This window comes from Vibrio xiamenensis (assembly GCF_900100015.1).
GTDB classification, from domain to species: domain Bacteria; phylum Pseudomonadota; class Gammaproteobacteria; order Enterobacterales; family Vibrionaceae; genus Vibrio; species Vibrio xiamenensis.
In genome coordinates this window covers 166,069-184,535 of record NZ_FNDD01000002.1, presented here as the reverse complement: position 1 = coordinate 184,535, position 18,467 = coordinate 166,069, and the positions used below count along the sequence as shown (strand labels likewise).

Annotated in this window: 13 protein-coding genes; 12 read left to right on the top strand and 1 reads right to left on the bottom strand. The window is 47.3% G+C overall.

Going from position 1 to position 18,467, the window contains the following annotated elements; all coding sequences use genetic code 11:
• Nucleotides 1-105: 105 nt before the first annotated feature.
• The 7 genes from aptA (at nucleotide 106) to acuI (ending at nucleotide 9,801) form a co-directional block, all read left to right on the top strand.
• Nucleotides 106-1,428 carry an omega-aminotransferase AptA gene (gene aptA, locus BLS03_RS02475; RefSeq protein ID WP_093269188.1) on the top strand — a complete coding sequence of 441 codons (1,323 nt, stop codon included), beginning with the start codon at nucleotides 106-108 and terminating at the stop codon, nucleotides 1,426-1,428.
• Between the two features lie 147 nt (nucleotides 1,429-1,575).
• A complete protein-coding gene (locus BLS03_RS02470) occupies nucleotides 1,576-3,084 on the top strand; it encodes a CoA-acylating methylmalonate-semialdehyde dehydrogenase (protein ID WP_093269185.1) in 1,509 nt (502 codons plus the stop codon).
• A 266-nt stretch (nucleotides 3,085-3,350) separates the two neighbouring features.
• Nucleotides 3,351-4,616: a Zn-dependent hydrolase gene (locus BLS03_RS02465; protein ID WP_093269182.1), complete on the top strand. Its 1,266-nt coding sequence runs from the start codon at nucleotides 3,351-3,353 to the stop codon at nucleotides 4,614-4,616.
• A 40-nt stretch (nucleotides 4,617-4,656) separates the two neighbouring features.
• Nucleotides 4,657-6,141 (top strand): NCS1 family nucleobase:cation symporter-1, encoded by a 1,485-nt coding sequence (locus tag BLS03_RS02460; protein WP_093269179.1) that lies wholly within the window; start codon nucleotides 4,657-4,659, stop codon nucleotides 6,139-6,141.
• Nucleotides 6,142-6,195: 54 nt separating this feature from the next.
• Nucleotides 6,196-7,635, top strand: a complete 1,440-nt coding sequence (gene hydA / locus BLS03_RS02455; protein WP_093269177.1) for a dihydropyrimidinase — start codon at nucleotides 6,196-6,198, stop codon at nucleotides 7,633-7,635.
• A gap of 240 nt (nucleotides 7,636-7,875) precedes the next feature.
• Entirely contained in the window at nucleotides 7,876-8,691 is an 816-nt protein-coding gene (locus BLS03_RS02450) for a PhzF family phenazine biosynthesis protein (protein WP_093269174.1), read from the top strand.
• 129 nt (nucleotides 8,692-8,820) lie between these two features.
• The gene (gene acuI, locus BLS03_RS02445) at nucleotides 8,821-9,801 is read left to right on the top strand and encodes an acrylyl-CoA reductase (NADPH) (RefSeq protein WP_093269172.1); all 981 of its coding nucleotides are present in this window, start codon (nucleotides 8,821-8,823) and stop codon (nucleotides 9,799-9,801) included.
• 73 nt (nucleotides 9,802-9,874) lie between these two features.
• On the opposite strand, the gene BLS03_RS02440 is transcribed toward acuI, so the two are convergent.
• Nucleotides 9,875-10,822, bottom strand: a complete 948-nt coding sequence (locus BLS03_RS02440; RefSeq protein WP_093269170.1) for a LysR family transcriptional regulator — start codon at nucleotides 10,820-10,822, stop codon at nucleotides 9,875-9,877.
• Nucleotides 10,823-11,145: 323 nt separating this feature from the next.
• On the opposite strand from BLS03_RS02440, the gene BLS03_RS02435 reads away from it, so the two are divergent.
• From BLS03_RS02435 to oppC, 5 genes are all read left to right on the top strand, one after another.
• A complete protein-coding gene (locus tag BLS03_RS02435; RefSeq protein ID WP_093269168.1) occupies nucleotides 11,146-12,084 on the top strand; it encodes a substrate-binding domain-containing protein in 939 nt (312 codons plus the stop codon).
• 49 nt (nucleotides 12,085-12,133) lie between these two features.
• The gene (locus BLS03_RS02430; RefSeq protein WP_093269165.1) at nucleotides 12,134-14,116 is read left to right on the top strand and encodes a methyl-accepting chemotaxis protein; all 1,983 of its coding nucleotides are present in this window, start codon (nucleotides 12,134-12,136) and stop codon (nucleotides 14,114-14,116) included.
• 777 nt (nucleotides 14,117-14,893) lie between these two features.
• A complete protein-coding gene (locus BLS03_RS02425) occupies nucleotides 14,894-16,519 on the top strand; it encodes an ABC transporter substrate-binding protein (RefSeq protein WP_093269572.1) in 1,626 nt (541 codons plus the stop codon).
• 100 nt (nucleotides 16,520-16,619) lie between these two features.
• A complete protein-coding gene (gene oppB / locus BLS03_RS02420; protein ID WP_093269163.1) occupies nucleotides 16,620-17,540 on the top strand; it encodes an oligopeptide ABC transporter permease OppB in 921 nt (306 codons plus the stop codon).
• Nucleotides 17,541-17,555: 15 nt separating this feature from the next.
• The gene (gene oppC / locus BLS03_RS02415) at nucleotides 17,556-18,458 is read left to right on the top strand and encodes an oligopeptide ABC transporter permease OppC (RefSeq protein WP_093269160.1); all 903 of its coding nucleotides are present in this window, start codon (nucleotides 17,556-17,558) and stop codon (nucleotides 18,456-18,458) included.
• Nucleotides 18,459-18,467 lie beyond the last annotated feature (9 nt).

Sequence of the window (18,467 nt, the reverse complement as noted above, 5' to 3'; positions counted from 1 at the left end):
CAATCTTTGCTTCGATAATTTGTAATTTATCAAACAAATAAACTTGCATAAAGTGATTTTACTTCACGCCATTGGGCGCGAAAACCGTCAAGGAGCTGGGATTTTATGGATAAGCAAGTCACACAGAAAGGGCTCGATGCATATTGGATGCCCTATACGTCTAACCGTCAATTCAAAGCCGACCCTCGCATGATCGTCGGGGCAAAAGGGGCTTACTACATTGATGACAAAGGTCGTGAAATCTTTGATGGCTTATCTGGGCTTTGGACCTGCGGTATGGGGCATAATCATCCCGAAATCGCTCAAGCGGTGGGCGAGCAGTTGCGTGAGCTCGACTACGCGCCGGCGTTTCAATACGGTCATCCTAAAGCGTTTGAGTTGGCTGAGCGCCTGACTGAGCTGACTCCACAGGGCCTAGACAAAGTGTTTTACGTCAACTCAGGTTCTGAGGCGACCGATACCGCAACCAAAATTGCACGAGCGTATTGGCGCGTTAATGGTCAACCGACCAAAACGCGCATTATTGGTCGCGCTAAAGGCTATCACGGCGCCAGTTGGGGCGGCATCAGTTTTGGTGGTATTGGCGGAAACCGTAAATTGTGGGGCCAAGCGATGGAAGCGGATCACCTGCCGCACACCTGGCAAGCTCAACAAGCGTTCAGTCGCGGTATGCCAGAGCAGGGCGCTGAACTTGCCGATGAGCTTTTAGAGCTAGTTGCGCTGCATGATGCGTCCAATATTGCTGCGGTGATTGTGGAGCCGATGTCAGGCTCTGCCGGAGTGATTGTTCCGCCGAAAGGGTACCTAAAACGCTTACGCGAGATCTGTACCCAACACAATATTTTGCTGATTTTTGATGAAGTGATTACCGGCTTTGGCCGCACAGGTAATTACTTTGCTGCGCAAACCTTTGATGTGGTGCCAGATATGATCTGCAGCGCCAAACAGATCACCAATGGTTGTGTGCCAATGGGCGCGGTGATGGTCAAAAATGACATCTACCAAGCTTATATGGATAACGCAGGTGCGGCGCACAACATCGAATTGCCACACGGCTACACCTATTCTGGTCACCCAGTTGCTTGCGCTGCGGCTTTGGCGACCTTAGATCTGCTCGAGAAAAATCAATATATCGCGCAAGTGGCGGAGCTTTCAGGCCATTTTGAACGCGCGATTCACTCGCTTAAAGGCGCCAATCATCTACTTGATATTCGTAATTTTGGCTTTGCCGCTGGGTTGTCGATAGCCCATCGTGATGGCGACGCTGCTATTCGTCCGTTTGAAATCGCGCAGCGCTTATGGCAGCAAGGCTTTTATGTTCGCTATGGCGGCGACACATTGCAACTCGGTCTGCCGTTTTGCAGCCAAACGCATGAAATCGACCGATTGGTGGACGCCATGGGCGAAGCAATCAACAGCGTCAGTTAAGGTGCATTAACTAAGGTGATTGCCACGTATGGGCAATTACCTTCGTTATCCTTTGCAAAGAAAAATCGTTATACCTAAAAAAATTGCTATACCCACAGGAAATAGTTGTACCCACACAGAGTGTATCTATAACAACAAGGAAAAATCATGACTCAACAAATTGGCCATCTTATCGATGGTGAACGGCTTAACGATGGCGCGAGTACGCAGCCAGTGTATAACCCCGCAACGGGAGAGGTGTGCGCCGAGCTTGCAATGGCTAGCCCTCAAGTTGTCGAACAGGCGATTTCCAGCGCCAAACAAGCGTTCCCAGCTTGGGCGGCGACGCCGCCAGCCGCGCGCGCGCAAATTATGTATCGCTTTAAGCAGCTGCTTGAGCAAAACCAAGACAAAATCTGCGAATTGATCACGCTTGAGCACGGTAAAGTGCTCAGTGATGCTAAAGGCGAACTTGCACGCGGGATTGAAAATGTCGAATACGCCTGCGGTATTCCAGAGCTGCTTAAAGGTGAGCACAGCCGCAATGTCGGCACCAAAATTGATGCTTGGAGCGAATTTTACGCCCTTGGTGTGGTGGTCGGTATTACGCCGTTTAACTTTCCAGCCATGGTACCGCTTTGGATGTGGCCCTCGGCAATCATGTGCGGTAACTGCTTTATTTTGAAACCGTCAGAGCGTGACCCAAGTTCGGCGCTGTATATCGCAGAACTTGCTCAACAAGCGGGATTGCCAAAAGGTGTGTTAAACGTAGTGAATGGCGGCGTTGATGTGGTCAATCAGTTGATCGATGCGCCAGAAGTTCAAGCGGTGAGTTTTGTCGGCTCGACACCGATTGCCGAGGCGATTTATGAGCGTAGCGCTTCACAAGGCAAACGTTGCCAAGCCCTTGGCGGCGCTAAAAACCACGCCGTGATATTGCCAGATGCCGATTTAGATGTGGTGACTAACTCATTGATGGGCGCGGCATTCGGTTCTTGTGGCCAGCGCTGTATGGCGATTTCGGTGGCGGTAACGGTTGGCGATAAGGTTGCCGATGCGCTGGTGGCGAAATTGGCGCCAAAAGTGGAAGCGCTCAAAGTCGGGCCGGGTACCGACAACAGCAATGAAATGGGACCGATCATTACCGGCGCACAAAAGCAAAAAGTGATTGGTTATATCGATCAAGCAATTGAGCAAGGTGCTTCTTTGGTGGTCGATGGTCGCACCAAGAGTGTGCCACAGTATGAAGCGGGCTTCTTTTTAGGCGGTACCTTGTTTGACAATGTCACACCAGAAATGACCATTTATCAGCAAGAAGTATTTGGCCCAGTGCTAGTGGTGGTAAGGGTTGAGACTCTAGAGCAGGCGGTGCGTCTCATTAATGAGCACGAATACGGGAATGGAACCTGCATATTTACTCGCGATGGTGAAGCGGGACGTTACTTCTCAGACCATGTCATGGTCGGCATGGTGGGTATTAATGTACCGCTACCGGTGCCAGTTTCCTATCACAGTTTTGGCGGTTGGAAACGTTCACTGTTTGGCGATTTGCATGCCTATGGACCGGATTCGGTGCGTTTCTATACTCGCCGCAAAGCCATTACCCAGCGCTGGCCGTCGCGTGGAGTACAAGATGGAACACAATTTTCGTTCCCAAGTTACTCCGAAGACGACTAAAAACGAACGTAAGCGATTGTCGTAAAATAGAGCGCTAATTCGAGCGTTCTAGCGCATCGCGACACAATCTGGCTGCTGCACAGCGAAGCCCATCGCAATGGGTCATATGCATCAGCCAGAATTTTTTTGCTTTCAAGTTTTACCATTTGGTAAATGACGAGAACGACCAAACAGAATGTGCGTATTGTCCCGAGTGAGCCTGTTGTACTCCGCTCGGAGGAAAACACCTAGCAGGGCTAGGTCTGACAGAGAGAAAAGGATGTTATATGCAAGATCTAAGAGTGAATGGCGAGCGTCTTTGGAACAGCTTGATGGAAATGGCGCAGTTTGGCTTAACCGCGAAAGGTGGCTGTAACCGCCTCGCGGCTACGGAACTGGATGGTAAAGCGAGGGATTTGTTTGTCAGTTGGTGCGAAGCGTGCGGCTGCGAAGTCAGTTTTGACTGCTTTGGCAATATTTTTGCCCGTCGCGCCGGGAAGAACAATGAATTGCCAGCGGTGGCCACTGGCAGTCACCTCGATACTCAGCCAACGGGCGGCAAGTTTGATGGTGTGTTTGGTGTATTGGCTGGCGTTGAAGTTCTGCGCACGCTGCATGAACACAATATTGAAACGGAAACGCCGATGGAGTTTACCGTTTGGACCAACGAAGAAGGCTCGCGTTTTCAGCCGGCGATGCAAGGTTCTGGGGTGTATGTTGGCCGCTTTGATCTCGAAACTGAGCTGAATAAAACTGACGTGAATGGAATTCGCCTTAAAGATGAGCTGGAGAAAATTGGCTATCTGGGCGAGGCCAAACCGGGCAGTCGCCACTTCGGTGCGTTCTTTGAGACTCACATCGAACAAGGTCCGATTCTTGAAGATCAAGACAAAACCATTGGTGTGGTACGCCTTGGCCAAGGTATTCGTTGGTACAACGTGACGGTCAAAGGCCGTGAGTCGCATTCTGGCACAACGCCTATGTATCTGCGCAATGATGCCATGGTGGCCAGCGCCAAGATCATGGCCGAAGTGGAAGCGCTGGCGCATCGCTATGAAAACGGTCTTGGCACGGTTGGCTTTGTCCAAGTTTATCCTAACTCGCGCAACGTGATTCCCGGTGAAGTGACCTTTAGCGTTGACTTACGCAACCCTAACGCCGATGTGCTTAAAGAGATGGATGAGGTATTCCAAAGCTTTTGCGCTGAGGTGGCGAGCGAGCGCAATATTGACATTAGTGTTGACCACTTCTGGTATTTCGCGCCGGTGGAATTTAGCGCCTCTGACGATGTGAAAAAGGCCGCCGAAGCGCTCGGTTACTCCAACATGGATATCTACGCTGGCGCTGGACACGATGCTTGCTACATGGCCGATATTGTCCCTACCGGAATGATCTTCACGCCATGTGAAAACGGCATCAGTCACAATGAAATTGAAAATACATCGCCCGAGGAATGCGAAGCGGGGGCGAATGTATTGTTGCACACCATGTTAGAGGCGAGTCGTCGTATCGCCACCGAGCAGCAACAAACGCTTTGCGAGTCTGCGAGCTGATCACGCAGACCATAACACTCAATTGGATGAGGAAACGATCATGGATAGCAAACTAAATAAAGTCGGAGACTTTTATGAGTTGGACGTTGGGCAGGATTTAGCCCAGAGCAAATATTTCAATGAAGATTTGGCGCCCACCAAAGTAAAAGAACGCACTTGGAGTAAATTCAACATTGCCGCGCTGTGGGTCGGGATGTCGATTTGTGTACCAACGTACACATTGGGCGGCGTATTAACCGCCTATTTTGGGCTGTCGGTTACCGAAGCTCTGTTTACCATTCTGGTAGCCAACATTGTGGTGCTGATTCCTCTAACGCTCAACGCGTTCGCCGGCACCAAATACGGGGTGCCATTTCCGGTACTGCTGCGCTCGTCATTTGGCATTTTGGGCTCTAACGTGCCGTGCTTAATTCGCGGTTTGGTCGCGTGCGGTTGGTTTGGGATTCAAACCATGTTTGGCGGCTTGGCGATTCACTTGATGCTCTCAGAGTTGTCAGATGGCTGGGCAAGTCTTGGCAGTGTCGGGGAGGTGTTTGGCTTCTTTATCTTTTGGGCGCTGAACATTGGCGTAGTGCTTAAAGGCGCAGAATCGATCAAATGGCTGGAAACGCTGTCGGCACCGCTATTGCTGCTAGTGGGGCTTGGTTTGATGCTGTGGGCAAGTGACAAAGTCTCCTATACCGAGTTACTGGCAACGCCTGCAAGCCGTCCAGCCGATGCCGGCTTTGCCAGTTACTTTTTTGCCGGGTTAACCGCAATGGTTGGATTCTGGGCGACCCTGTCACTCAATATCCCTGATTTTAGCCGCTACGCGAAATCGCAAAAGGATCAGGTGGTCGGGCAAATTATTGGCCTGCCTCTAACGATGTTCTTTTTTGCTGCGCTTGGCGTGGTGCTAACCGCGGCATCGACCACGTTATTTGGGCAAACCATTTCTGACCCCATTACTTTGATTGGTCAGATTGACAGCCCGTTTTGGGTGTTTGTCGCCATGGTTTTAATTGTGATTGCTACGCTGTCAACCAATACAGCAGCCAATGTGGTATCACCAACCAACGATTTTCAAAACATTGCACCCAAGCAGATAAACCATACCAAAGGCGTTTTGTTAACTGGTGTGATTGGCATTTTGCTGATGAGTTGGGAGCTTATCAAAAAGATGGGTTGGGTGGAGTCAGATGTCAGCGTTGAGGCGATGTATTCCAACTGGTTGCTTGGCTACTCCAGCCTGCTTGGTCCGATCGCCGGTATCATGATTGTTGATTACTTTATTGTTAAGAAACAACAGCTTGATATTGTTGCGCTGTACAAAGAAAACGCTTATCCCGCCATCAATGTTGCGGGTTTTGTAGCGTTTTTTGTGCCAGTGCTGCTGACCATCATCGCCATCACGTTTGATGTCATGACTTGGTTTTATAACTACGGCTGGTTTACCGGCGTTGCCTCAGGTGCGGTGATTTATTATTTAGTCTCGCAGTTTCAGCCGCAGCCTGTGATGCGCACATCAGGATTCAAAAAAGCCTAACCATGGATGAATGATGCCCATAAGCGTACTGCTTATGGGCAAAGAGGGAAGAGCATGAAATTATTAATTCAAGGCGGCACGGTCGTCACTCACGAACAAACGTTTGTCGCCGATGTCTACTGCGTAGACGGTAAAATCGTCGAAGTTGGCCCAGACCTTAAGATTAGCGATGTCGACGATGTGGTTGATGCCAATGGCAAATTGGTGATGCCCGGCGGTATCGACCCGCACACTCATATGCAGTTGCCATTTATGGGTACGGTAGCGGCGGACGATTTTGCCTCAGGCACCGGTGCAGCGCTGGCTGGCGGGACGACCACCATCATCGATTTTGTGATTCCAAATCCGCAGCAACCTCTGCTTGAAGCTTACCACCAATGGCGTGATTGGGCGCAAAAGGCTCAGTGCAATTACTCGTTTCATGTCGCGATTACGTGGTGGGATGATTCGGTGCATGCTGATATGAAAACCTTGGTTGAACAGCATGGGGTTAACAGCTTCAAGCACTTTATGGCGTACAAAAATGCCATTATGGCTACCGACGATATTTTGGTTGCCAGCTTTAGCCGTTGTTTGGAGCTTGGCGCCATTCCAACCGTTCACGCCGAAAACGGCGAGCTGGTGTTTCATCTGCAGCAGCAGTTAATGGAAAAAGGCATCACTGGCCCTGAGGCGCATCCGTTGTCGCGTCCGCCGAAAGTGGAAGGGGAAGCGGCGAGTCGTGCCATTAACATTGCTGGTACGCTTGGCGCACCGATCTACCTGGTGCATGTGTCAGTTGAAGATTCGGTTGAAGCCATCAAATACGCCAAAAACAAAGGACAAATTGTGTTTGGTGAATGTTTGGCTGGGCATTTGGTGGTCGATGACAGCGTGTATCAATCCCAAGATTGGAACCTGGCCGCCGCGCATGTGATGAGCCCACCGTTTCGCCCTAAAAAGCATCAAGAAGCGCTTTGGAACGCTCTGCAAAGCGGCGTATTGCAAACCACAGCGACCGACCACTGCGCTTTCTGTACAGCGCAAAAAGCGATGGGCAAAGAGGATTTCACTAAGATCCCGAACGGCACAGCAGGGGTTGAAGAGCGAATGATGGTGCTGTGGGAAAAAGGCGTTAATCAGGGCAGATTAACAGCCAATGAGTTTGTTGCTATTACTTCGGCTAACAGCGCCAAGATTTTCAATCTGTTCCCGCAAAAAGGCACCATTGCGGTGGGTTCTGATGCCGATATCGTGGTGTGGGACCCGAGCAAAACCAAAACTCTATCAAGTGAAACTCAGTATTCCAAAATCGAGCACAATATTTTTGAAGGAATGGCAGTAAGCGGCGTACCCGACACCACCATCTGTGCGGGCAAAATTGCCTGGCAGCAGGGCGAGCTGAAAACCGCGCCGGGCGATGGTCAATATGTCAATCGTCCGCCGTATGCCAGTTATTATCAAAGCCAGCTAAAACGTAATCAGTTGGCAGAGCCGCAGGCCGTTGAGCGCTAAATATCCGCATTAACTCAATGTGATTAAAACACTCCCTGTTATGAGAGATCCAGAATGTTAATCTCACCCGGCGTCAGCGTTTTTCGCCGGGATTTTTTGCCATCATTTCTGCTCTAAATTTAAATTTTGTCACGAAAATCCTATTCCAGTGGTTAAACATCGAAATTTGTGCGCATTCGCGTGCCACAGTTGGCCATCTCACGTTAGTATTACTCAGACAGCAACCAGCAAGGATTTCATGTGGAATTAGAGATTTATCAAGTCGATGCGTTCACCACAACGGCGTTTAAGGGCAACCCTGCGGCGGTGTGTATCACAGAAAAAGGGCTCGATGAGCATTTGATGCTGCAGATCGCTGATGAAATGGCGGTGTCAGAAACGGCATTTTTGTCACTCGATGATTGGCGATTGCGTTGGTTTACGCCCAATGTTGAAGTGGCGCTGTGTGGGCACGGTACGCTGGCGGTCGCGCATGTACTGGCCAAAAAAGGGATTGCCAAAGTCGGCGATGTGCTGGCGTTCAATACTTTATCCGGAACGCTGAACGCCAGCATCGAAGAGCAACATATCGCCCTTAATTTTCCCGCCGCACATCTTAATCAAACGGCTTGCCCAGCGGGCGAATGGCTCGAGCTATTTGGCCTTAAACAAGCAGATGTGGTTGGCTGCTATGAGTTTGATACCAAACAGCTGCTAGTGATTAAAGACTCAGCGAAGATCGAGGATTTAGCCCCACAATTTGAAGGGCTGAAAGCATTAACTGGGCGCGGTGTGGTCGTTACTGCTGAGTCTCAAAGCCAAGACTACGACTTTGTTTCTCGCTATTTTGCTCCTTGGGTGGGGGTCAATGAAGACCCGGTCACAGGTTCTGCCCACTGCGCACTGGCAGAATATTGGGGGCCGAAGCTGAATAAAATGGTGATGAACGCCTATCAAGCTTCACCGCGCGGTGGCGAAATTAGCGTGGAACGTTTGCCAAACCAGCGCGTCAAACTGTTAGGAAGCGCGGTCACTATGCTGCATGGAAAGATGACATTACTGCCGAGCAATGATTAACCTTATGCATAGCGTGCATAGAATAAATGCCAAAGTTTCATTTTTTTCATGTTTTCTGTGTGCTTACAATTGGCCGAGTTGAATTTTATTGAATCACTGACGTCTGCAAATGACGATATGGAGAACACAATGTTTAATGCCCTGATTCTAAATCAAGAAGACAAACGTACCATCGCAACTATCGAACAAATTGATGCTGAGCAGCTGCCTGAAGGCGACGTGTTAGTGGAAGTCGACTACTCATCACTCAACTTTAAAGATGGTTTGGCGATCACTGGTAAAGGCAAAATCATTCGCCAATTTCCTATGGTGCCGGGCATTGACTTTACGGGCACTGTGATCGAATCGGGCTGCGATCGCTACCAAGCTGGCGACCAAGTTGTTTTGACTGGCTGGGGGGTCGGTGAAAACCATTGGGGTGGTATGGCGCAGCAAGCGCGCGTTAAATCACAGTGGTTGGTGCCATTGAGCGAGAAGCTTAACGGTAAACAAGCCATGATGGTGGGTACCGCAGGTTTTACAGCCATGCTGTGTGTACAAGCTTTACTTGATGCGGGCATTGAGCCAAACGCAGGTGAAATTTTAGTCACCGGCGCTAGCGGCGGTGTGGGTTCGGTTGCAGTGACCTTATTATCTCAATTGGGCTATCAAGTAGCAGCGGTAACAGGACGCGTTGAACAAAATGGTCCGTTACTTGAGAAATTAGGCGCGAAACGTGTGATTGACCGCAGTGAATTTGAAGAGCCAGCACGTCCACTGGAAAAACAAATTTGGGCGGGTGCTATCGATACCGTAGGCAGCAAGATGCTTGCTAAGGTGTTGGCGCAGATGGATTACAACAGCGCTGTGGCGGCATGTGGTCTCGCTGGTGGTTTTGATCTGCCAACTACAGTGATGCCATTTATTCTGCGCAATGTTCGTCTGCAAGGGGTTGATTCGGTAAATTGCCCATTTGAAAAACGCGTTGCAGCGTGGGAAAAACTGGCTGAATTGTTACCAGAAAGCTACTTTGAGCAAGCGTGTAACGAAATCAACCTTGAGCAAGTGCCGACCTATGCAGAGTCAATCACCAACGGTCAAGTGACCGGACGAGTGGTGATTAAGCTGTAAATCTGTTTGCAGTCAATCGACACAAAGAAAGGCTCAACCATTTCTGTTACAAGTAATAACTATGGTTGAGTCTTTATTTTTCTAGGCCAATATCTTCAATACGTTTAGCAATCAAACGACTACATTCTTGGCGCAGCGTTGCGCGCAGCCATTCTTGAGCTGGCGAGTGATCGCAGCGCGGGTGCCAGATCATCGAGTAATCAAACGCGGTAAATTCAAACGGTAACGTTTTAATCACCAGATCATATCGCTCGGCAACCAGATAAGCCAAATCTGCAGGCACTGTAATAATAAGAGGCATGGTGTCAATAATCGCTAATGCCACTTCAAGATGATAGGCGCGCAGCACCATTTTAGGTTGGCTTTGGTTATCAGCGAGCGCTTGATCAAGCAGTGCTTTAACACCATCACTGATGGCTATCATCGCGTGTGGGTAGCGTAGATAGTCAGCTAAACTCAGTGCGCAATCGGCAAGTGGATGATGTTTAGACACCAAGCACATCACGCCAACGCGGCCCAAAAACTCACTGCGCAGCGACGCGACCGAATGGGAAGGACGGCAGATCGCAAGGTCAGCGCCTTCGTAGCTCAGTTGATGGTTTAAGTTATCGTGACGCAGCGGAATTAACTCTAGCGCCAGATGCGGTGCTTCGTGATAAATACGCGGCAGGGCAAACGGCAGTATGGTTTGCATCGCGTAGTCTGTCGTTGCGATTTTAAACGACTGAGTGCAAAGCTGTGGTTCAAACTCTTGAGGTGAGAGTATATGTCGAATCGACTCAAGCGGTTCTTGTATCGCTTGGCTAATTTCGAGGGCCTTTTGCGTGGGTATCAAGTGCTGGCCTTGACGCGTAAATAAGGGATCGTTGAGTAACTCCCTGAGGCGTGCAAGGACTCGGCTCATTGCTGATTGACTTAAATTCAACCTTTCTGCAGCGCGGCTGACGCTACTTTCCTCGGTTAGAACTTTTAGTGCGACCAACAGGTTTAAGTCGCGGCGATAAATATCTTCCAGTTTCACACTTAGCCACTTGGGTTGCTAAAAGCCGTTAGTCTAAACAACCTTCGAGTAAAGCACATAAGATTTGCATCAAAAAATATTGGCAACGTGTGTCGAGGTAGGTGTTTTATACGCCATTTGATGAGTATTAGTGAGAACATTAATGGTGAGATTGCTCACTTAGCACTTTCGATAGCGCATTATAAGCCCGTCTTTATACCGCAATTGTTGCATTTTCTTCACAAAATTCACTTTTTAAGAACGCTGTTCGAAAGTCGTGTCTATTATTAAATTTAAGAATTGAAACTTAAGTTTATCAATGACCAAACCACTTTGGAGCTGCCATGAAAACATCCGTTTTTTGCTCAACCTTCCTTTTACGTGCAGTGCTCGTTCCGTTGTTTTTGCTTTTGTCTTTACCTGCTCATGCTGTGTTTATCGCGGTATCGGTCAGTGCCGAAGATAACTTCCGTAATCTTATCACCAGCAATATCGAAGCGACGGTCGACCGTAAAGGCGATGAAATCTACATCGATGCCGCTTCTGGGGACTTTGATTTGCAATACAAACAGATCAAAAGTTATGTCGAAGCCGGGGCGGATGCGGTGATCATTTTATCGGCAGGTAATCAAGACCAAAACCAGAAGCTACTTGAGTTTGCCAAACAAGTGCCTTTGGTGTTTGTCAACGTCGAGCCGATTGCTGACTTAAGTAAAATGCCGCCAAACTCTGTGTATGTTGGCTCCAATGAAGAGCAATCCGGCACGCTTGAGATGGAAGAGTTAGCCCGTCTGGCCGGATACAAAGGCAATGTTGCTTTGTTGATTGGCGAGCCAAACCATCCTGCAGCCAAAATGCGAACCTTGGATGTGAAAAATGTGATGGCGAAATACCCTGAGATGACACTTGTGAAAAGTGAAACCGCAAACTGGGCACGTAACCAAGCTTATAAAGTGGTGTCTGGGTGGATTAAGGAAAATCTCGATTTTAAAGTTCTGGTCGCCAACAACGACGAGATGATCCTCGGCGGCATTATGGCGCTGCGTGATGCGGGCAAAGATCCCAAAAACTATTACACCGGCGGTGTCGATGCCACTCCGGATGCATTGCGTGAAATGCAAGCGGGTAACCTAGATGTGACAGTGTTACAAGATGCGGTTACTCAAGGCATCACCGCTGTGGATGTCGCTTATCGGCTAATTAATGGCACTCAAACTGAAAAAACGGTGTGGATACCGTTTCGTCTGGTGACGCCGGATAACCTCGAAAACTTTATTAAGTAGCGTTTTACCAAATGGAAGCGAATCCAGTTAGCACATTGAGGAACACTTTATGTCTTTAGTTCAAAGAATTGTTGGTGGCTTTGTCATCTTATTATTGGCGCTACTTACTATTGTTCTGGTCAGTTATATCTCCATTTCTAAGATTCAAGATGACTTGAATCAGGTGACCAATGAGACCCTGCCAGTTTCACAGAAAGCCAATAACATTAAGATAGATATCTTGCAGCAAAATCAGAATGTAATGTCGATTTTTAGTACCAATAAAGTCGATGTCGTCAATCAACTAGAAAGCGAATTCAAAACCTACGACCAGCAGGTGGTTGAAATCCTAGGCGCGATACCAAAACACGTGATTAACGCTAACGAGGTGTTATCGCGTGAGTATGATGCTATCGGTAAAGTTCGTCAGCAGTATGTGGAACAAGCAACGGCGCTTTTCGCGCTGCAGCGCAGTGATATTCAAGTTGAACAAAAAATTAATTCGCAGCTACGAATCATGAGTAATATTGAGCGTCGTTTAACCTACTATCTAGGTAAATATGCTAAGCGCACCTATCTTGGTGAAGAGTTTACTCTTACGATGCAAGGTTTGGATCGAGAAGTGAAACAGGTCTTGATTGCATTCAATAGCTACCTTGTTAACGGTAATACCAAGCAACTTGTCAATGACATTGAAGGCATGGATGTGGTGATTGAGAAGCGCTATAAAACCATCAAGCAAATAGATAGCGATATTGGTAAAGTGTTTAGCTTAATGTTGGTGCCTTTGGTAAAAGAGTTACGCGATCCGGATGGCTTGTACAATTTGTATCGTCTTGATAACCAAAATAGTTTGCAGATTGAACAGTTACTCGATCAGACCAAAACCAGCATCAGCACTTTGCTCTCGTCGGTCAACGCCTTTGTCGATCAATCGCAGATGATTGTCCAAAAAGCGCAGCAAAATACTGATAGCAATATCGGTGTAATTCAAACCACAACCATGTTGGTGAGTGCGATTGCGTTAATCATTGCCATTATTTTACCGCTGTGGATCGCAACTTGGATTAAAAATACTCTGGCTAAATTCAGAGAAGCGCTACTGACGATGACCCAAGGTGACTTGCGTGTTGAGTTTGAACATTCGGCGAAAAACGAATTTGGTGAACTTGGCGGATATCTCAATGGATTGGCAGAGAATCTCCGTGGTGTGTTTAGCTCGTTAACCCAAGCAGCCGATGAGTTGACCCGTGTTGCAGACCGTAACGCCGGCGTCAGTGACACCACTACCAAAGCAGTATCACAGCAACGTCGTTTACTTGAAACCACGGCTTCGGCAATGACCGAAATGGAATGTTCGGTTGCTGAGGTTGCTCAGAGAGCTCAAGATACCATGATGGCGGCTGAGCAAGCCAACGAACAGGTAACAGAAGTAGGGGTGAGTATTAAGCAGGCGATCAGCAATATCAAAGAGCAGGCTGAACAAATCGAGAAAACCTCCAAAACGGCGATAGAGCTTAATGAATACGGTCGCAAAATTGACAGTATTATTGAGACAATTCAAGATATTGCCGAGCAGACCAACTTACTGGCGTTGAACGCTGCGATCGAAGCGGCAAGGGCAGGGGAGCAAGGCCGCGGCTTTGCCGTGGTTGCAGATGAAGTTCGCAGTTTGGCGAGTCGCACTAAAAAATCCACCGAAGAGATTCAAAATATGATTGAGATTATGCAAAAGCTCATTCAAGCCGTGGTGGAAACCATCAATGTTAATGTCAGTAAGAATGAGTCTAACATTGCCGTTGCGGAGCAAGCGGACGACGGTTTGACCCGCATGAGCGATGTGATTGGTCAAATTGTTGAGATGAACATGCAGATCGCCACCGCAACCGAGCAACAAAGCACGACAGCAAAAGAGATCAGTGCCAGTGTGGTGCATATTAGCGATTCTGCAGAGGAGACAGCGCAGGGGGCAAATGAAAACGCCCAATCGAGTCAAAGCCTCAAAGAACAGTCGTTGCAGCAGCGCCGCCTGATTGAACAATTTAAAGTTTAACTGAGTTAAGACTTTCTACTTTACACAATAATACTCGAACAAAGCCTCTGAATATTCAGAGGCTTTTTTATGTATGGTTGTTTTTCGAAAATGCTGGATCTAGAACTTTTTATTTATAAACTTTTTCTGACATAGGGTAGGAAAGGCTGTCGTGAGGTTCAGATTTACCGTATGTCTATACTCGGGCCTTACCGATATTATATTTCATACAGAATGGTATTCTCAGTGATAACAACTATGAGGTGCGACAACAAAAATCGTTTATGGTTTTCAAAAACAAGCCGCCTATGGTGTATTAATTGAGGTACTTTTTGCATAAATGCCTCAATATTTATGTGGACAATATGCCACCAGTGCAGTGACGAGTTTCACGTTTTAACCGTATTGATTACTGGAATGGCGTGAATTGTTCGCTTAGTTCTTTTGGTAGTGGTAAATTCACTGGCTGTTGTCTAGTAGAAGATGCTAATAATATGCATATAGCTAGATAATATGGCACGTCAGGCTACTTGCAATGGATTACATATGCTAATTCACTGTGGTTTGTCGATATTTCGATAGATCTAGCTAGCTAGTCACATCGGACGAAGAATTATCCCATTTTTTGCTACATATTTATGGCAAATTGCTTCAATGATTGCTAATGTGTGCCGCAATCTTTGTGAGGTTTTAGATTTTTGTGCTTAATTTTTGAGCTAAATTTCTCTAAATCACTGGCCGTTCTAGTGACCTTTCGAAGATGTCATGGATGCAAAATTAAAACTCGGAGTTTTACGCATGTATAAAAACAAAATCACCACAGCACTACTTCTTGGTGCTGGTCTCGCAGTGGCCTCTACGGCTTCTTTTGCAGCGAATGTTCCCGCTGGTACTAAATTAGCAAAAGTTCAAGAGCTCGTTCGTGGTAACGGTACTGAAGTTGCTTCTATCGACCCTCAGAAAACTGAAGGTGTTCCAGAATCTAACGTTATTCGTGACCTTCTTGAAGGTCTAGTGAACCAAGACGCAAATGGTAACACTATCCCTGGTGTTGCAGAAAGCTGGGAAACTAAAGACAATAAAACCTTTATCTTCCACCTTCGTCACAATGCGAAATGGTCTAACGGCGATCCTGTAACTGCAGCGGATTTCGTTTACAGCTTCAAACGTGCTGTTGATCCAGCAACTGCATCTCCATACTCGTGGTACTTGGAAATGACTACGATGGTGAATGCAGCGGACATCATTGCAGGGAAAAAAGATAAAGAGACTCTAGGTGTTAAAGCTCTAGATGATTACACTCTTCAAATTAACCTAGAAACGCCAGTACCTTACTTCGTTAAGATGATGGGCCACACTACGGTTAAACCTGTTCACAAAGCGACCGTTGAAAAATGGGGTGATGAGTGGACTAAGCCTGAACACTTCGTTGGTAACGGTGCATTTGTACTCGACAACTGGGTTGTGAACGAGCGTATGGAACTGAAACGTAACCCTAACTACTGGGATAACGAGCACACAGTTCTAAACAAAGTGACTTACCTACCAATCGAAAACCAAGTGTCTGAAATGAACCGTTTCCTTTCTGGTGAAATTCAGATCACGAACGAACTGCCTCTAGAGCACTTCAAGCGTCTGGAAAAAGAGCATCCAGAATCAGTTCAGGTTAAAGGTAACTTGTGTACTTACTACTACGGTTTCAACAACAAGAAAGCACCATTTGACGACGTTCGCGTACGTAAAGCTCTTTCTTACGCTATCGACCGTGACATCATCACAGGTGCTATCCTAGGCCAAGGTCAAAAACCTGCGTACTTCCTAACTCCTGAGATCACTGCTGGATTCAATCCAGTAATGCCAGCTTACGGCAAACTGACTCAGAAAGAGCGTGTTGCTGAAGCGAAGAAATTGCTAGCAGAAGCAGGCTTTGATAAGTCGCACCCACTGAAGTTCACTCTTCTTTACAACACTTCAGAGAACCACAAGAAAATTGCAACTGCAATCCAATCTATGTGGAAAAAATCTTTGGGCGTAGATATCTCTCTTGAAAACCAAGAGTGGAAAACGTTCCTAGATACTCGTCGTGATGGTAACTACGATGTGACTCGTGCGGGTTGGTGTGGTGACTACAACGAAGCGTCTACATTCCTATCGTTGATGCAGTCTAACAACAGCTCAAACGACCAGAAATATCATAGCGCTGAATACGATGCAGTGATGGACAAAGCAATGAACGCAACTTCTGATGAAGAACGTTCTAAGCTGTACACAGAAGCAGAGAAACTGCTTGCTCGTGACATGCCAATTGCACCGATTTACCAATATGTTACTTCTCGCCTAGTTTCACCAACCGTTGGTGGCTACCCTGCGAAAAACGCAGAAGATAAGATCTACGCAAAAGATCTATACATCATCGCTAAATAATCTTTAGCGAATAAAAATATAATATTTAGACCTGCATGTGGCGACACATGCAGCGTCTTTCTACTTTTAAATAATTGTCACAGACTGAAAGAGTGAGTTTATGCTTAAATTCATCGCTAAACGGGTATTTGAAGCAATCCCAACTATGTTGGTGCTTATCACTATATCCTTCTTTCTTATGCGCTTCGCGCCAGGTAACCCATTCTCAAGTGAGCGCCCATTACCACCAGAAGTAATGGCGAACATTAACGCAAAATATGGCCTAGATAAGCCGGTGTTTGAGCAATACACCACTTACTTGACCAACATTCTGCAAGGGGATTTTGGCCCGTCGTTCAAATATAAAGATTACACAGTTAACGAGCTTATCTCGAGCGCGTTACCGGTTTCAGCGAAAGTCGGTTTTGCCGCTTTCATCTTTACCGTCATTATGGGGGTAGGGGTCGGAACCATTGCCGCATTAAGGCAGAATACCTGGGTCGACTACACCATAATGTCGACGGCCATGCTCGGGGTGGTCATGCCGTCCTTCGTACTGGCACCAGTGTTAATCTATATCTTCTCTATTAATATGGGCTGGTTCCCAGCAGGTGGTTGGCTTGACGGTTCGTTCAAGTACATGGCGCTACCTGTGCTTGCAATGTCATTACTTTACGTTGCGACGTTTGCCCGTATTACTCGTGGTTCAATGATCGAAACATTGAACAGTAACTTCATTCGTACTGCACGCGCAAAAGGTCTTAGCTACCCTTATATCGTCGTGAAGCACGCGCTCAAACCTGCTTTGTTGCCAGTTGTGTCTTACATGGGCCCAGCGTTTGTCGGCATCATTACCGGTTCTGTTGTTGTAGAAACGATTTTTGGTTTGCCGGGTATCGGTAAGTTGTTCGTCAACGCGGCGTTCAACCGTGATTACTCGCTCGTAATGGGTGTGACGATTCTTATCGGCTTCCTATTCATTCTCTTCAATGCCATCGTCGACATTCTGTTGGCTATGATTGATCCAAAAATTCGCTACTAACAGGAAAGTAAGGTTATGTTGACGAAAAAAGAAAACCTGGACGCGGTTGAGAAGTTTTCAGAAAACTTAGAAATCGAAGGCCGTAGCTTATGGCAAGATGCTCGCATTCGCTTTATGCGTAATAAAGCAGCGATGGTGAGCCTTGCGATTCTATTTGTTATGACCATGGCGGTCATTTTCCTACCGATGTTTTCTCAGTACACCTATGAGGATACTGACTGGTATGCGATGCATGCTGCACCATCAATGGAACATTTGTTCGGTACCGACGCTCTTGGTCGTGACCTGTTTGTTCGTACTCTTGTTGGTGGTCGTATCTCACTGATGGTGGGTGTGATGGGCGCGTTAGTGGCGGTACTGATTGGTACGCTTTATGGCGCGGCATCTGGCTTTATCGGTGGCCGTACTGACCGCATCATGATGCGTATTCTTGAAATTCTTTACGCTGTACCATTTATGTTCCTTGTGATCGTATTGGTGACCTTCTTTGGGCGTAATATTTTCCTAATCTTTGTCGCTATCGGTGCGATTGCTTGGCTTGATATGGCACGTATCGTACGTGGTCAAACGCTAAGTCTACGTAGCAAAGAATTTATCGAAGCGGCGCACGTATGTGGTGTGAGTAAGTGGAACATCATTACTCGCCACATCGTACCAAACGTTTTGGGTATTGTTGCGGTTTACTCAACCCTACTTATCCCAAGCATGATTCTGACTGAATCCTTCCTTTCATTCCTTGGTCTTGGTGTTCAGGAACCAATGACGAGTTGGGGCGCACTTCTACAAGAAGGTTCGCAAACAATGGAAGTAGCAATCTGGCAATTGGCTTTCCCAGCTGCCTTTATGGTTGTGACTCTGTTCTGCTTCAACTACGTTGGTGACGGCCTGCGCGACGCGCTGGATCCAAAAGACAGATAATTAAAAATA

Bases quoted from the DNA above. Each gene is read 5' to 3' on its own strand.
- aptA (WP_093269188.1), top strand. From the start codon at position 106: ATGGATAAGCAAGTCACACAGAAAGGGCTCGATGCATATTGGATGCCC.
- BLS03_RS02470 (WP_093269185.1), top strand. From the start codon at position 1,576: ATGACTCAACAAATTGGCCATCTTATCGATGGTGAACGGCTTAACGAT.
- BLS03_RS02465 (WP_093269182.1), top strand. From the start codon at position 3,351: ATGCAAGATCTAAGAGTGAATGGCGAGCGTCTTTGGAACAGCTTGATG.
- BLS03_RS02460 (WP_093269179.1), top strand. From the start codon at position 4,657: ATGGATAGCAAACTAAATAAAGTCGGAGACTTTTATGAGTTGGACGTT.
- hydA (WP_093269177.1), top strand. From the start codon at position 6,196: ATGAAATTATTAATTCAAGGCGGCACGGTCGTCACTCACGAACAAACG.
- acuI (WP_093269172.1), top strand. From the start codon at position 8,821: ATGTTTAATGCCCTGATTCTAAATCAAGAAGACAAACGTACCATCGCA.
- BLS03_RS02435 (WP_093269168.1), top strand. From the start codon at position 11,146: ATGAAAACATCCGTTTTTTGCTCAACCTTCCTTTTACGTGCAGTGCTC.
- BLS03_RS02430 (WP_093269165.1), top strand. From the start codon at position 12,134: ATGTCTTTAGTTCAAAGAATTGTTGGTGGCTTTGTCATCTTATTATTG.
- BLS03_RS02425 (WP_093269572.1), top strand. From the start codon at position 14,894: ATGTATAAAAACAAAATCACCACAGCACTACTTCTTGGTGCTGGTCTC.
- oppB (WP_093269163.1), top strand. From the start codon at position 16,620: ATGCTTAAATTCATCGCTAAACGGGTATTTGAAGCAATCCCAACTATG.
- oppC (WP_093269160.1), top strand. From the start codon at position 17,556: ATGTTGACGAAAAAAGAAAACCTGGACGCGGTTGAGAAGTTTTCAGAA.